This window comes from Nostoc sp. TCL26-01 (genome assembly GCF_013393945.1).
In the GTDB taxonomy this organism is placed as follows: Bacteria; Cyanobacteriota; Cyanobacteriia; order Cyanobacteriales; family Nostocaceae; genus Trichormus.
The window spans coordinates 6,521,704-6,535,991 of the sequence record NZ_CP040297.1 but is presented as its reverse complement, the minus strand read 5'-3'; the positions used below and the strand labels follow the sequence as shown (position 1 = coordinate 6,535,991).

Annotated in this window: 13 protein-coding genes; 2 read left to right on the top strand and 11 right to left on the bottom strand. The window is 43.1% G+C overall.

The genetic code is table 11. The features are described from left to right. Window positions 1-152: 152 nt before the first annotated feature. Window positions 153-497 (bottom strand): DUF760 domain-containing protein, encoded by a 345-nt coding sequence (locus FD725_RS28270; RefSeq protein WP_179051188.1) that lies wholly within the window; start codon window positions 495-497, stop codon window positions 153-155. A 640-nt stretch (window positions 498-1,137) separates the two neighbouring features. Between FD725_RS28270 and FD725_RS28265 the strand changes: the two genes are divergently transcribed. After that, window positions 1,138-2,859 (top strand): GAF domain-containing sensor histidine kinase, encoded by a 1,722-nt coding sequence (locus FD725_RS28265; RefSeq protein WP_179051187.1) that lies wholly within the window; start codon window positions 1,138-1,140, stop codon window positions 2,857-2,859. Window positions 2,860-3,030: 171 nt separating this feature from the next. Here the strand turns inward: FD725_RS28265 and pruA are convergent, their stop codons facing one another. Further along, window positions 3,031-6,000: an L-glutamate gamma-semialdehyde dehydrogenase gene (gene pruA, locus FD725_RS28260; protein ID WP_179051186.1), complete on the bottom strand. Its 2,970-nt coding sequence runs from the start codon at window positions 5,998-6,000 to the stop codon at window positions 3,031-3,033. A 112-nt stretch (window positions 6,001-6,112) separates the two neighbouring features. On the opposite strand from pruA, the gene FD725_RS28255 reads away from it, so the two are divergent. Next, window positions 6,113-6,769, top strand: coding sequence for a hypothetical protein (locus FD725_RS28255; RefSeq protein WP_179051185.1), 657 nt, complete (start codon window positions 6,113-6,115; stop codon window positions 6,767-6,769). Between the two features lie 565 nt (window positions 6,770-7,334). Here FD725_RS28255 and FD725_RS28250 read toward each other — a convergent pair. From FD725_RS28250 to cpcA, 9 genes are all read right to left on the bottom strand, one after another. Beyond that, window positions 7,335-8,096, bottom strand: coding sequence for a phycobilisome rod-core linker polypeptide (locus FD725_RS28250; RefSeq protein WP_179051184.1), 762 nt, complete (start codon window positions 8,094-8,096; stop codon window positions 7,335-7,337). Between the two features lie 113 nt (window positions 8,097-8,209). Continuing rightward, complete coding sequence (locus tag FD725_RS28245) at window positions 8,210-8,926, bottom strand: phycobilisome rod-core linker polypeptide (RefSeq protein ID WP_179051183.1); 717 nt, start codon at window positions 8,924-8,926, stop codon at window positions 8,210-8,212. Between the two features lie 42 nt (window positions 8,927-8,968). Beyond that, the gene (locus FD725_RS28240) at window positions 8,969-9,712 is read right to left on the bottom strand and encodes a phycobilisome rod-core linker polypeptide (RefSeq protein ID WP_179051182.1); all 744 of its coding nucleotides are present in this window, start codon (window positions 9,710-9,712) and stop codon (window positions 8,969-8,971) included. A 139-nt stretch (window positions 9,713-9,851) separates the two neighbouring features. After that, window positions 9,852-10,691: a phycobilisome rod-core linker polypeptide gene (locus tag FD725_RS28235; protein ID WP_179051181.1), complete on the bottom strand. Its 840-nt coding sequence runs from the start codon at window positions 10,689-10,691 to the stop codon at window positions 9,852-9,854. Window positions 10,692-10,821: 130 nt separating this feature from the next. Then, window positions 10,822-11,430, bottom strand: a complete 609-nt coding sequence (locus FD725_RS28230) for a HEAT repeat domain-containing protein (RefSeq protein WP_179051180.1) — start codon at window positions 11,428-11,430, stop codon at window positions 10,822-10,824. A 145-nt stretch (window positions 11,431-11,575) separates the two neighbouring features. Then, window positions 11,576-12,406, bottom strand: coding sequence for a HEAT repeat domain-containing protein (locus FD725_RS28225; RefSeq protein WP_179051179.1), 831 nt, complete (start codon window positions 12,404-12,406; stop codon window positions 11,576-11,578). A gap of 13 nt (window positions 12,407-12,419) precedes the next feature. Further along, window positions 12,420-12,662, bottom strand: a complete 243-nt coding sequence (locus FD725_RS28220; RefSeq protein WP_179051178.1) for a phycobilisome linker polypeptide — start codon at window positions 12,660-12,662, stop codon at window positions 12,420-12,422. Window positions 12,663-12,701: 39 nt separating this feature from the next. Continuing rightward, window positions 12,702-13,562, bottom strand: coding sequence for a phycobilisome linker polypeptide (locus FD725_RS28215; RefSeq protein WP_179051177.1), 861 nt, complete (start codon window positions 13,560-13,562; stop codon window positions 12,702-12,704). Window positions 13,563-13,725: 163 nt separating this feature from the next. Then, window positions 13,726-14,217: a phycocyanin subunit alpha gene (cpcA, locus tag FD725_RS28210; RefSeq protein ID WP_179051176.1), complete on the bottom strand. Its 492-nt coding sequence runs from the start codon at window positions 14,215-14,217 to the stop codon at window positions 13,726-13,728. Between the last annotated feature and the right edge of the window lie 71 nt (window positions 14,218-14,288).

Here is a 14,288-nt window from a genome sequence, read left to right as displayed (position 1 = left end):
TAGTCATTAGTGAGCTAGCACGGTCTTCTCCCAAAGGGAGAGGCTAGCGCCAAGGGGGTTTCCCTCATAAGTAACTAGCGAATCCGTAAGGGTCATTAGTCCAAAAGCTTGTAACTATTGACCATTGACTATTGACCTTTGACTCTTGACTATTAGCCATTTGACAAATGATCTAGCTGCATTCTTTGTTCCATTTGCCGCAGAAAATACCCCGTCATCATTGCCGAGGCTAATAACCCAGCGAGGTTTTCTTTGTCTGTCGTGATTTGGACGTTAAAATTTTCTGCGGGGAGCATTCCCACCAACCCTTGCACGTTCTGGGAAATAATTTGTTTAATTTCCGGGCTAACGGACTGAGCGACACGGGCTAGAACTTCCGGAGACTGATGTTGTAAATACTTGAGTAACGGGTTGGGGTTTTCCCCAAAGTGATCAGAAAGAAGTTGGTTGGGGTGTTCCTCAGAGTTATCATTCAAAAAATCAGGATCAAACACCATTGGCAATTTTTTTTAGCTGAGTTGCTAATTCTACTCTAAACCATAAATACAAGGGTAGTGGTTTTCTTTTGGAATGAGTTCTGTAAAGAAAGGGTGTAGGGGGGTAGAGGGTAGGGGAAGAATTAAGGACTGCCAACTCAAAAAATATACTAATCGCTTTGGTGAGCAGGGGTGTGAACAGTGAACAGTGAACGTTTATTAACTGGTAACTGATGACTGTTAACTGGTAACTAATTTGGCGGGGGAGGAAAAATCCCATCCATCTTCTAGCTTTTAATCTCAAACCCCAATGTTCGCATCAAAATTTACCTCTATCTGTACTGTTACTTTTGCTTGAGGAAGATTGCCAATCTCAGCAATAAATTTAGTTATGTTAAATTTATTATGAAGTCATCAAAAATTAAAGCAGCTTTTAAGTGCGATCGCTTAGTTATTATGTGGCAATTATAGCTATGGTTGATAAAAATATATAACTTGGAATCAAAAACCGTTGTCAACTTGCTATAACAACATTACAAACTTGAAGAAAAATATATATTCCAGATATGTAAAACATTATGGCGTAGTTGTATTTATAAAAACAGTTCTACTTTTTTTCAGAGAACTACAAGGCAACGTAGTTTCTTTCCAGGGATAACAAATGCAGGTGCTAGTGGTTAAAGATATAACAGAACCCCAGCAAGCCCAAGAGGCTCTGCGAATGAGAGATAACGCACGACGTAAACAAAACCAGACACTAGTGCAGTTAGCCAGAAGCAAGACTTTTCAACAAGGTCATCTTCATGCTGTCTTACAAGAAATTACAGAAGCTGCGGCACAAACACTTTCGGTTGAGCGAGTTAGCGTTTGGTTGTACAACCAAGATGGCTCAAGTTTGGAGTGCATTGATTTATATGATGTTAATAGACGGGTACATACATCAGGTGAATTTTTATTAAAAGCAGATTATCCAAATTATTTTCATGCTCTGGAAGCAGAACGTAGTCTGGCTGTATCTGATGCTATTCACGATAAAAGAACTCAAGAATTAGCTGCTACTTATCTTTGTGGATTTGGTGTTGTCTCTCTTTTAGATGCTCCCATTTGGGTAGGAGGTCGTTTAGTTGGAGTGGTATGTCATCAACACTGTGGTGAAGTGCGGTACTGGAATGTAGAAGAGGAAAACTTTGTTGGCTCAATGGCAGATTTTGTCTCTCTCGCAATAGAAGCCAGAGAACGCAATATTGCTCAAGAGGCGTTGCGTAAAAGTGAGGCGCAATTCCGGGCAATTTTTGAACGTTCTTCTATTGGTATCGGACTTGTGGATATGAAAGCACAAATAGTAGATGCCAATCCTACTTTGTGTGAAATGCTGGGTTATAGCCGCGAAGATTTATATGGTAAGCGCTTTACTGACTATATGTCTCAGGAAAGGGGAGACATAGAACGTTATAGACAACTGATTGCCGAAATTTGCACAGATACAGAGCAAGTTGATGAAAAACTCCACATAGATATGGAAAGACGCTTTCTCCATCGAGATGGGCGGTTGGTGTGGACTAAATTGTCTGTTTCTGTAATTCCTGATTCTCAGTGTAAACCAGAGTATTTTCTGGCGATAATCGATGATATTACTGAGCAGAAGCAAACTGAAATCAAACTGCGTAACTCACAAGCAGCCGCAGAAGCAGGAAATCGTGCTAAAAGTGAATTTTTAGCTACCATGAGCCATGAATTGCGAACACCTCTGAATGCGATTATGGGTTTATCGCAATTACTCCAACAAGAAATAGTTGGTTCTCTTAATGATAAGCAAAAAGAATATATCAGCTGTATGTACACTAGTGGTGAACAACTACTGGCGCTGATTAACGATATTTTAGATTTGTCAAAGGTAGAAGCAGGCAAGGAGGAATTATCTCTGATGCCTTTGTTGGTGATTGATATTTGTAATTATGCCTTATCTACAGTTAGCGATCGCGCCTTGACTAAGGGCTTAAAACTCTCAATAGATATTGATCCAGAAGCGAATATTTGCATTGCTGATGAACGGCGGATTAAGCAAATGCTCCTCAATTTACTTACCAATGCTATTAAGTTTACTCCCGCAGGAGAAGTATCCTTAATAGTGAAAAAAGTATCCCAGGGGATCACATTTTCCGTTGTGGATACTGGTATTGGCATTGATGAAAACCACTTTCAATTTTTATTTGAACCATTTAAACAATTAGATAGTAAACTAAATCGCCAATATGAAGGTACTGGTTTAGGTTTAGCTTTGACTCGTAAGTTAGCGCGGTTGCATGGTGGTGATGTGACTGTCTCCTCGACTTTAGGAGTGGGGAGTCAATTTACTTTGTTTTTGCCAGATCAAGAAATTTGAAGAAGAATACATTCGTCAGAATACAGGAGTCAGTCAGAATCTGGTAGGGTTACGCTACGTTTAACCCTACCTACGCCTAATGCTGATTAGTAGCAAGCGTTGGTGGCGGGTCTAAATCCCCCACCATACGCCGTTAGACTTGTAACTGATAACTGATAACTGATAACTGATTTAATCTACACCGTCAATTGGTGCAAAACCTTGGCGTTGAATGTTTTCTGTGATTGTGCGGGGTTCTAAGAATTGCAGTAGGTAATCAGGGCCTCCGGCTTTGGAACCTACACCAGAAAGTTTAAAGCCACCAAAGGGTTGTCTAGCAACGATCGCTCCTGTAATAGTACGATTAATGTACAAGTTACCGACTTCAAATTCTGCTTGGGCTTGTTGAATGTGGGAAGGTGTTCTGGAGTAAAGTCCCCCAGTTAAAGCGTAGTTGGTGTCGTTAGCGATCGCTAATGCTGTTGTAAAATCTTGAGCTTTAATTACCGCTAATACAGGGCCAAAAATTTCTTGCTGGGCAATGATCCCCTGGGGAGGGACTTCACTAAAGATGACTGGCCCAACAAAGTAACCTTGGCTGGGTGCTGGTAACTCTAGCGCTACTTGGGATTCTGCCTTACCTTTCTCAATATACTCCAGGATGCGATCGCGGGCATTGGCATCAATCACAGGGCCGACTTGAGTACTAGGTAACTCAGCTTCGCCAATATTTAACGATTTTGTTGCTTCTACTAACCGCTTGACAAAAGCATCGTAAATTGCTTCTACTACGACGACTCTGGAAGCAGCAGAACATTTTTGTCCACTGTAACCAAAGGCTGACTGTACCACCCCGACAACGGCTTGATCTAAATCAGCACTTTCATCGATGATGATGGCATTCTTACCACCCATTTCGGCAATTACTCGTTTCATGTGCCTTTGTTGAGGTTTAAGTGTGGCTGCTTCGGCATAAATTCGACAACCCACTTCTTGAGAACCGGTAAAAGCAATTACATGAGTATCCGCATGACTTACCAAGTAAGCACCGACTTGAGAACCCTTGCCGGGAACGTATTGAAATACACCTTGGGGAATTCCTGCTTCTACTAAAATTTCTGTGAGTTTGGCTGTAATCACAGAAGAGGTTTCCGCAGGCTTGAGGAGAGTACAATTGCCTGCAACTAAGGCAGCAACAGTCATCCCACAGGCGATCGCCAAAGGAAAATTCCAAGGAGAAATCACCACAGCTATACCCCGTGGTTGGTAAATATAACGATTTGTCTCTCCAGAAACGTCATAATTGACACCTTGATCTAGTCGTTCCATTTCCTCGGCGTAGTAGCGACAAAAATCTATGGCTTCGGAAACTTCTGCGTCTGCTTCCTTCACAGGTTTTCCCACTTCCAACACTATCCAGGCAGAAAGTTCCGCCCGACGTTGTGCCATTAAATCAGCCGCTTTTTGCAAAATCCCTGCCCGTGTTTTCACAGGTGTGCGTCGCCAACCAGGAAACGCCGCTTTTGCCGCTTGCATTGCTTGTTCTGCTTGTTCGACACTAATCAGCCCTACCTTGCCAATCACTTGACTAAAGTTAGAAGGATTGAGTGAGTCAATTACCTCAGTAGTATTGACATACTCGCCATTAATTAGTGGTAAATACGTCTTGCCTAATTGCTGATGTACTGCTTGAAAAGCTTGTGCAGCTTGCTTTCTCTCCTCTTCTTCTGCATAATCAGTATCCGCCGCACCGGGGAAAGAAGAAGATAGAGAAATAGGCAGAGAATTTTTGACAACGGGTGGTGCTAGTAGTTCTTCCACTGGCCTATTTTCCAAATTTTGCCGTAGAAAGGAACTATTCGCAGTATTTTCCAACAATCGCCGAATTAGGTAAGCCATCCCTGGGAGGAGTTCACCATAAGGAGAGTAAACCCTGACTCGATAACCCCTCTCCACCAAAGCCTTAGCTAACTTGTCTCCCATACCGTACAGGACTTGCATTTCAAATCGCCGCCGGGGGACATTCAAGGTTTCGGCGATCGCAATTGCCTTGGCTTGCGATCGCACGTTATGGCTACCAATGGCAGAATAAACATATTGATGATTTTCCAGCAATAACTGAGTTATCGCTTCAAAATTGGCATCTGTCGCCGCCTTATCGTTATAAACAGGTTGTGACCAGTGTTTTTGGGCTGATTTAATGGTTTCCTGATCCCAATATGCGCCTTTGACTAAACGCACTGTTAAAGGATAACCACGCTGTTTTAACCAAGCAATAATATTTTTGGCATCTTGTTCGCTATCACGCAGGTAAGCTTGGATAGTTATACCAACATCGGTACGTTGGCGAAACTCGTCTTCCAGCAATATTTTTTGTAAAATATTGAAAGTTAAGTCTTTATACTCATACTGTTCCATATCAAAATGGACAGATGCACCCAGACTTTCAGCATGACGTAAAAGAGTGCGAATGCGATCGCTAACTCTCTCTTCACTACCTTGAGCATCTAATGGGTCAAATTGAGAATAAAACGCGGTTAATTTAACAGAAACCTGGACTTTTGGTAGTAGTTCATCATCTGCGGCATCAATAGCAGAAATAGTTGACCAATTCTTTGATGCTTCAGTTAATTGTGTAATTAATTCTCGATAGCGTTCTAGATAAGATTGTGCTTCTGTTTCTGTGATTACTGCTTCACCTAATAAGTCAATGGTGAAAGCCATTTTTTCTTTGCGTAGTCGTTCTACTGTTTTGATGACTTGTTTAATATTTTCTCCAGCAATATATTTAAAAGCTAATGTCTCAACTGCCGTAGATACGGTTGTTGCAGCTACTTGTCCCGGCATGGAGTCAGGGTTAGCAAAATTGAGCATTCCCTTTAAAGCTGCGGGTAATTCGACTGATTCATCCCCTAAATATTCTTGTAAATGTGCGGCAATTTCCGATTTACTATGCAGTGCTGGTAAAGTATCAATAAATCGAAATAATTGCACTCGTAAACCAGGATTACTCATCGCCCAAGCTAGCAATTTATCATCCCAGCGCATTTGCTCCCGCAAGGAAGCAAAAAATGAGCGATTCTCTTGAGTTGCGGCTAAAAGTTGTTTAGCAATTTCTTGAGTTTTCGCTTCGTAGGTGCTTGTTTGTACTTGTAATACCACTGATAATTTACTCCTGAGTCAACTTAAGACTTTCTATATGAAGTCCGTGCTTTCTATTGTGACTCGTCAATTTTGTTGTCACCACCTATAAGCAATTCAAAATTCTTTATTTATGCTTACAGATGAACTTCATAATTTCTTGTTTGAGCAATGGGAAAATACGCTTCAAAGCTTTGAAGTTGATGCAACATCTATCGCCCAAGTTTTTAACAACTTGATTCAAGCTTATTCAACACCTAATCGCTATTACCACACACTAAAACATATTAATCATATTCTTAATAAAATTCAAACATTGCAAGCTGATACAAAAGATTTATCTACAACACAACTAGCAGCTTGGTTTCATGATGTTGTATACGATACTCAGGCTCAAGACAATGAAGAAAAAAGCGCTAACTATGCTACTCAGGTACTCAAGAGTTTAGGCATCTCACTCAGCTATATAAATACAGTTAAGCGTCTCATCCTCAACACCAAACATCACAAAGCGGCTGCGGATGATATAGATAGCCAAGTCCTACTCGATGCGGATTTAGCAATTTTAGCGGCTGACCCAGATGAATATGAAGAATACGCCAACGCCATCCGCCGAGAATATGCTTGGGTGTCAGACATTGACTACATTCAAGGGCGTAAACAAGTTCTAGAAAAATTTTTGCAAAGAGAGCGTATATATTTTACGCCGATGATGTTTGCCAGTGCCGAACAATCTGCAAGAGCCAATATGCAAGGGGAAATCCACAGATTGTCTGGGTATGGAGGATGACAATATAAGTAGTCGCACAAAATTCTCCCCCAACCCCTCTCCGACGCGGAGAGGGCAGGGTGGTTTCATGCAAACAGAGAAAAAACAAAACTTTGTTTCAAAGCCTCTCCCCCCGTGGGGGAGAGGTTTGGAGAGGGGTCAAAACTTCTGCTACAAAGCGACAAATCAAGATGTATGTATTTTTCTTTTTTCGTATGAAACCACCCTGCTCTCCGACGTGGAGAGGGGAGTAAAGAGCATCACATATCAACGAAAAATCAAGCTTTTAAAGCCTCTCTCCTTTTAGGGGAGCCAGTTGCGTGGGCGGGTTTCCCGACTTGAGCAAACTGGCGTGAGAGGTACTCTACGAGAAGAGCTTCGCTCTATGGAGAGGGGTTTTTTCAGTCGTCGAACTCACGTTACAATTATTACTAATTATTACGAATTACGAATTACGAATTAAAAAACTACTGGGCCTAACTTCCACTTAATGTAACGCTTAAGTAACAGCTAAACTGTCAACTTTTCATCACATCAACGCAAAAATTAGACCCAGTATAAAATTGTCGTAGTTAGATGTTAAATCTTAACGTCTGCCACGATAGGGTACTGCATTTAGATAATCGATATCAAAAGCAGAGAGTCTTTGAGCATAGTTACCTTGGCCACCAACTGATGCTGCCAAATCAGCGAACTTGCGAGGATCGCCTTCCCGCAGTTGTTTTTCTTGGTATTTGCGGCTGTAGAATTTGTCCAAGGTGAAACGCCAGTCGGTTTGTACTGTACCAGCTTTTTCTTGGAAGTCTTCGCCGTAGCGGGGTGTTACCAAGTTGTAAGGACGATCTACTAAACGCTTGCGTTGGTAGGGTACGGTGTTTTCGCCAAAGCTTTGGGTATATTCTTCGCTGTCTACAATGGCATCAACGAAGCCACTAAAGCCTTTAGTACCAATGACAATTGACCAAGCGATTTCCTCTTCTTTGTTGTAGGCAGCACGACCCAACAAGCGTTTGAGGGTGATGTCTACTAGACGGTAGTTGTTGTTAACTGATACTACCAGACGATAGAAGGCTTCAGACTTAGCTAAACCACGAATAAAGTCTCTAACAGAGATATCACCATTTTTAACTTGTGATTCTAAAGTTTTTTGGCGATTGAACTTGAGAATTTCATGTTCGCTAAAAACTTGGCGGTAAGCAGCCCAAATGATGTTTTGAATATCGGCGTAAGAGCTGACATCTTCAATGCGATAGATGTATGGTGTATCTTCGTTTTGGTCAGCTACACCAAAGCTTTTAACACGGTGATTTTGAGAACTTGGTTTGTATTGAAGTAATGGCAGTGCCATGCTACGTTATTCCTCTTATTATGAGATTCCACAAAGAGCTAGCTTTGTAAATGGAAAGAGGTTTGATTACTCAAAACTCTCTTTCTGGCTTTACTTATTTTCCCGCATTAGGTTCAGTAACTAGAAGTGATTCCTAACCAATTTAGAATGAGTAGGAAAGTAATTCCTCCAGTGATGACTAGCAATACTGCTGAGACTGCTGCCCAATCAACGTTGCGATTAGGTGTGGGATACCAGTCAGTGACATAACTTGCCTTTCTGACGATACCTGCTTTGTCGCGGTAATCAGCTCCATAACGGGGTGTAAAGCTGAATGGTCTATCTGTGTTTAGCCGTTTGCGTTGGTAGGGGACGGTATACTCACCGAAAGCTTGCTCATATTCTGAGCTATCAATCAGGGCATCAACAAATCCACCCCAACCTTTAGTGGCAATTTGAATCGACCAAGCGATTTTTTCCTCTTCGTTGTAAGGAACACGTCCCAACAGACGTTTGAGGCACATTTCCACCAATCGATAGTTATTGTTAGGTGTGACTACCAATTGATAAAAACGCTGTGATTTGGCTAAACCACGGATAAAATCTTTCACCGTGATTGAGCGATTTCTGAGTTGGGTTTCTAAGCCAATTTGCCGATTGAATTTGAGAATCTCCTGTTCGTTAAAGACTTGGCGATAAGCAGCCCAAATCAGTTTATCGATTTCGCCAGGAGAGTTGGCATCTTCTAGACGGTAGACATAGGGGGTGTCCTCATTTGAGTCTGCCGTCCCAAAACTCTGAACTCGTTGATTTTGAGTTGTAGGTTTGTATTCCAGTAAAGGTAATGCCATCTTTATAATTCTCCGTTTTCAATCAAGTTGGCAACTGGCAACTTATCGCACAGGGAAATTAGCGCTGGGATTTACGGAGACGGGGATTCCTTGTGGTGTGTCATTCCTGGTTGTGTCAGGAATTTTGATATTAGCTGTGCTAACTGGTGTGAAGGTGACAGTCTTAATGTTCAGTGATTGAGCTAATTCCAAGAAATTCTTGACAGCACCAGGTTTGTAGCGCTCATCTTCCAGTTTGTCGCGCCAGTAGTCACCGTAGCGTGGGGTGACTAGGTTGAATGGTCGATCTTTGTAGCGTCGCCGTTGGTAAGGGACGATATTCTCACCAAAGTTGCTTTGATACTCTTCTGAATCTAATAGAGCATCAACAAAACCATCCCAACCGACGGTGGCTATCTTGATAGACCAAGCAATTTCTTCTTCCTTATTATAAGGCGCACGACCCAAAAGGCGTTTCAGTGCCAGTTCTACAAGGCGGTAGTTAGAATTACTCTTGATGACTAAACTCTTGAAAGCCTCTGATTTGGCTAGTCCCCGGATGAAGTCGCGGACGCTAATGGCTCTGTTTTTGAGTTGGGATTCTAAATTGCTCTGGCGGTAGAATTTTAGAATGACGTGTTCGCTGAACACTTGACGATAGCTGGCCCAAATTAATTCTTGGACTTCGCTATCATAACCAGCGTCTTCTATACGATAGATTCTGGGAGTATCTTCGTTAGGTACTTCATAACCTGGAACGCGCTGGTTTTGGGAACTGGGTTTGTATTCAAGTAATGGGATTGTCATGATTTTGTCAGTTGAGAGTACTGAGTTGTGAGTTATGAGTGCTGAGTGCTGAGTGCTGAGTACTGAGTGCTGAGTGAGTTAAGAAGTTTTTCTTCCCTGCTCCCCTGCTCCCCTGCTCCTCTGCTCCTCTACTGTTGCCTCAAGTGGTTTTAACACCAGGAATGTAACGATAAGGGAGGGCTACGGCTGTGGGTTTAACCGTGGGTTGGGGGGTTTCCTCGTCGCGGCTGGTGTCGGGGATTTGGATATCTTTGATTTGTGAGGTAACGGAAGCGATGGTGCGCTGATAGTTCCGTTCTGGGGTGATGATATTTCCTGCTAGGGCCATGAAGTTGGCGGGGATGGCGCGGCGGATATCGTCTTTTGTTAAAGTGCCAGAAGTACGGGCGGTGTAGAAAGAACGTCCACCTAAGTAAATCATGGTTTGGCGATCGCGCCAGTAGGAATTGTAGCGGGGGTTAACTAGGTTAAAGGGTCTATCTTTAAACCGACGGCGTTGGTAAGGGACGATATCATCGCCAAAGTTCTCTAGATACTCTTCGCTATCTAATAAAGCATCAATAAAACCGTGTAATCCCTTAGTCGCAATCACAATTGACCAAGCAATTTCTTCGTCTTTGTTATAAGCTGCACGTCCTAAAAACCGCTTTAAGGTGATGTCAACTAAGCGGTAGTTAGAATTCAGTTCAGCTACTTGGGTACGGTAAACTTCTGACTTACCCAATCCCCGAATCAAATCACGGACGTTAATTGCCCGATTCCGCAATTGAGATTCTAAAAAGCTTTGGCGATTGCTAGCGATAATCAAATGTTCACTAAAAATTTGCCGATACGCTGCCCAAATAATTTCATCAACATCGGTATTATCGATAGCAGCAGACAGGCGATAAATAGTTGGGGTATCTTCGTTGGGTACTTCATAACCTTCTACACGTTGGTTTTGTGAAGATGGTGTATATTCCAACAATGGTATTGACATTTTTACTTCTACCTTTTTTTATGAAACTCAATTCAAACTATGAGTTTAGTGCTGAGTTATGAGTGCTGAGTTATGAGTGGCAATTCTCACTAACTACTGATAACTCTGGCTGATGAGTAGAAATTCTTACTCAGCACTTTTCATTTTGAGCCAATAGGATGCGGGCGCGGACTGCTGTTTCGGCATCAGTCACCAGCATTTCTTTGAGTCTAGTATGGATGGGTTGTTGTAAATCAGGTATATTGGCTAGGGTTTGTAAACCGACGATCGCTGCATAACGAATCGACCATTCGGTATCTTCAGAAATAAACAGCAGTGTTTCCAAAGCTTTTTTTGGTGCTGTTTGGCTTTCAGGCATATCTAGTTTGTGCCAATGTAAGCTACCTAAGCCTTTAGCCGCCGCCCGGCGCACACTGGGAGCAAAATCATTCGCAGCAGCATCAATTAATACACCTAAAGCACGGGGATCAGCGATCGCTGCCAGAGTGCGAATCGAATAAGCCCGTGCGCCATAGTTGTAATCATCTATTTGAGCTAGCAACTGTGGGACGGCTACTTCTCCTAAATTCACCAAAGCAGCAGAGGCGATAGCAGCTGCGGCTGGGTTGTTATAACCAAATACGGCTATTAAGGTAGGAATCGCGGCTGGATCTTGAGTTGCTGCTAATTTTTGTACTGCTGTGATCATTTTTTCTGGTGTGTCTGCCAGATCAACGCCACGAATTAGTTCGTTAGTCATTTGTCAAAAAGTCCATAGTCAACCCTGCGGGTTTGGCAGTTCGGAATCGACGGAAACCGCCAGGACTCCAACTGCCTCAAAGTCAACAGTCAATAGTCAAGTACATTGAACTATGGACTATGGACTATTGACCATTGACCATTGACTACAATAATGAATCCATCAGGTTCATCACTCGGATTGCTGCGTCAGATAGAGATAGAACATCTGATTTTTCCGGAATCTGATGTTCTAACAATCCTTTCAGGGAAATGAGCTTAAAGCTATTTTCCGCTTTGCACTGAGCGATCGCTTCTGCTGCTGCTAAATAGCCAATTGCTCCTAAATCTCCCAAAGCGACACGACGCAGGTTGAGGTCGTTACCTCCTAACACTTTCACTAGTAGCTCTCCATACATAGCTTCTTGTGTCAGTTGGTACATTGCTCTAGCTGCGGCACACTGTACTCTGGGGACTGGATGCTCTAGGAATGGCTGAATTAGCACAATAGCTTCAGTGGCATTAATTGCACCTAAAGCTTCTAATACTGCTTCGTAGGGTTGAACGAGGTGGGGACGGCCTAGTACTTGCACGGCCTGGGCTACACCCCCATCTAGCAATTTCATCAGCGCTGGTGCTGCTGTGCGATCTGGGAGCATGGTTAGAGATTGGGCTGCTGCTTCACGCACGTAAAAGTCGTCACATTCCAAGCATTTAATTAAGCCTGGTACGGCGCGACTATCGCCTAATTTCCCTAATGCTCTGGCTGCATTGCGTCTTAGGGGATAACCACCAAGTTCTGTTCTGTCGGCTTCATCCTCTAGGGCAACAATTAAGCCATCTACAGCCGCGCTTGCTTTAATTCTGTACTTACCCAACCACCAAGCAGCATAGTAGCGGAGACTTAAATCTGATGATTGCAGGTTAGCGATCGCTAGTTCTGGCGTTAGCTGTGGCTCATTTGCTGATGGAAATTCTTCCTGACTGGGTTCTATCATTGTCAAGGCTTGATTATGCCTCTGAGGAAGTCAATTGTTCAATTTTGACTATTTTGCCACCCAGACGAGTGATTCGCTGATATTCTTCATTCAATCGGCTGTATGGCACTGTAATAAATACACTACCACTGTTACGAATGTTGTATTTGTTTTTGTCGGTTTCTGAGTTTTGCCGCAAGCCTACGACTTCGTACCGAAATACTCGGCTAGCAGAAGAAGAAACGCTACTTGAACCAAGTGTGGTTTGACCGAACATTGCTTCCCTATCTCCTGTTGTTGTGAGTTTTATCGCACCTTATGCAGCAGTGACGCTAACGATTTTGCCACCTTGCTTGTGAATTTGTTGGATTTTGTCAGAAAGGCGCTCGTAAGGTACTATGAACACCGTGCTGCTGCGGCGGATGCTGGGATAACCAGGGCCACGGATACCAGTTACTTCGAGACGATAAACGCGATCACCTTCACCAACCGCATTCCCCAAGCTTTTCTTCGGTGCTACATCTGATGAAGCCCGGAAACTCCAGTTATCGTTTGTGCCAGATGGCCCAACAATTGTGGAAGCTTTGTTGCTAGCCAACTCTCTTGCCAATCTAGATTTCTTACCTTCTACTTGGGCGCGATCGCTGTTAGCATAACCACGGTACAAACGGAATATCCGGTTGAAACCTACAGTTTTTTGTCCTGGTTGAGTTGCAAAACCACGATAGTAAGGTACGATGTTGTCGCCGAAATTATTTTGATACTCCAAAGAATCTATGTAGGAGTCGATTTCTGCGTCGTAACCTTTAGTTTGGTACAAGTCTAAGTGGTAAGCCACTTCTGACTCGTCGTAAGGAGCGCGACCCAACAAGTGTTTGTAGTTGAGTTCAATTAGCCGAGTTTGGAAGCTATTGTAGAAAAATTTCTTTTTGTAGAGTTCTGATTTAGCAAGGCTACGGACAAATTCCCTCACTGTCAAGTTACCATCTCTCAATAGAGATTCTGTACTAATGAGGCGGTCAGATGCCAGTATGTAGTCATTGCCTAAAACGTGCCGATAAACGGCGCGAATTACTGCTTCTACGTCTTCTCGGCTAGCGTTGGGGCGCAGTTCTACTTTAGGTGCGTTGCTAAAAGGCTCTGTTCCCAGCCTCGATGCTGCTGCTGTAATTGCCATTTTTATTTCCCCTTATCTTGTTGTTGGTTATGATGACCAACTACTTGCTGAATAAAGCTTTTATTTATGCCCACATAAAAACTATGCCCGGAGTTAGATGCAACTGCTAGGTGAGGTAATAACTACATCCAGCATTTGTACCCATCTCCGGGCAAGAAGCTATCTAGCTGAGAGCGTTGATAGCGTAGTCAATGTAGGTGTTAGCTTCGTTAGCAGCTTGACCACTTAGACCGTGGTTAGCTTTGACGTACTTGAGAGCTTCTACATACCAGCTAGGGGACAACTCGAAAGAGCTGTTGATTTCAGCCAAACCAGCAATGAGGTATTCATCCAAGGGGCCTGTACCACCAGCAACTAAGCTATAGGTGATGATCCGTAGGTAGTGACCAACGTCACGAGCGCACTTGGACTTACCACGGCCGTCAGCAGCATATTGAGGTCCTGGTGTTTGGGTGGTGTAAGGGAATTTTTGGTAAACAGCTTGGGTTGCACCATCAATCAAGCGTTGAGCATTGGATGTCAAGGAACGAGCAGCTTCTAAGCTAGCAGCAGCGCGCTGATAACGACCGTTAACAGCTTGTAATTCTGTGTTGCCTAAAAAACGTCCTTGGGTATCAGCAGCTGCAATAGCTTCGGTAATGGGGGTCTTAACCATGATGTAAACTTCTCCTTGGTATTTCGTAATTTTTTACCTGATTATTTTAATTCTCAGGTGCTGGGCTTTTT

Excerpts from the sequence above, each read along its gene's own strand:
- FD725_RS28240 (WP_179051182.1), bottom strand. The coding sequence starts at position 9,712 with ATGACAATCCCATTACTTGAATACAAACCCAGTTCCCAAAACCAGCGC.
- FD725_RS28220 (WP_179051178.1), bottom strand. The coding sequence starts at position 12,662 with ATGTTCGGTCAAACCACACTTGGTTCAAGTAGCGTTTCTTCTTCTGCT.
- FD725_RS28230 (WP_179051180.1), bottom strand. The coding sequence starts at position 11,430 with ATGACTAACGAACTAATTCGTGGCGTTGATCTGGCAGACACACCAGAA.
- FD725_RS28215 (WP_179051177.1), bottom strand. The coding sequence starts at position 13,562 with ATGGCAATTACAGCAGCAGCATCGAGGCTGGGAACAGAGCCTTTTAGC.
- FD725_RS28270 (WP_179051188.1), bottom strand. The coding sequence starts at position 497 with ATGGTGTTTGATCCTGATTTTTTGAATGATAACTCTGAGGAACACCCC.
- FD725_RS28265 (WP_179051187.1), top strand. The coding sequence starts at position 1,138 with ATGCAGGTGCTAGTGGTTAAAGATATAACAGAACCCCAGCAAGCCCAA.
- cpcA (WP_179051176.1), bottom strand. The coding sequence starts at position 14,217 with ATGGTTAAGACCCCCATTACCGAAGCTATTGCAGCTGCTGATACCCAA.
- FD725_RS28250 (WP_179051184.1), bottom strand. The coding sequence starts at position 8,096 with ATGGCACTGCCATTACTTCAATACAAACCAAGTTCTCAAAATCACCGT.
- FD725_RS28235 (WP_179051181.1), bottom strand. The coding sequence starts at position 10,691 with ATGTCAATACCATTGTTGGAATATACACCATCTTCACAAAACCAACGT.
- FD725_RS28245 (WP_179051183.1), bottom strand. The coding sequence starts at position 8,926 with ATGGCATTACCTTTACTGGAATACAAACCTACAACTCAAAATCAACGA.
- FD725_RS28225 (WP_179051179.1), bottom strand. The coding sequence starts at position 12,406 with ATGATAGAACCCAGTCAGGAAGAATTTCCATCAGCAAATGAGCCACAG.
- FD725_RS28255 (WP_179051185.1), top strand. The coding sequence starts at position 6,113 with ATGCTTACAGATGAACTTCATAATTTCTTGTTTGAGCAATGGGAAAAT.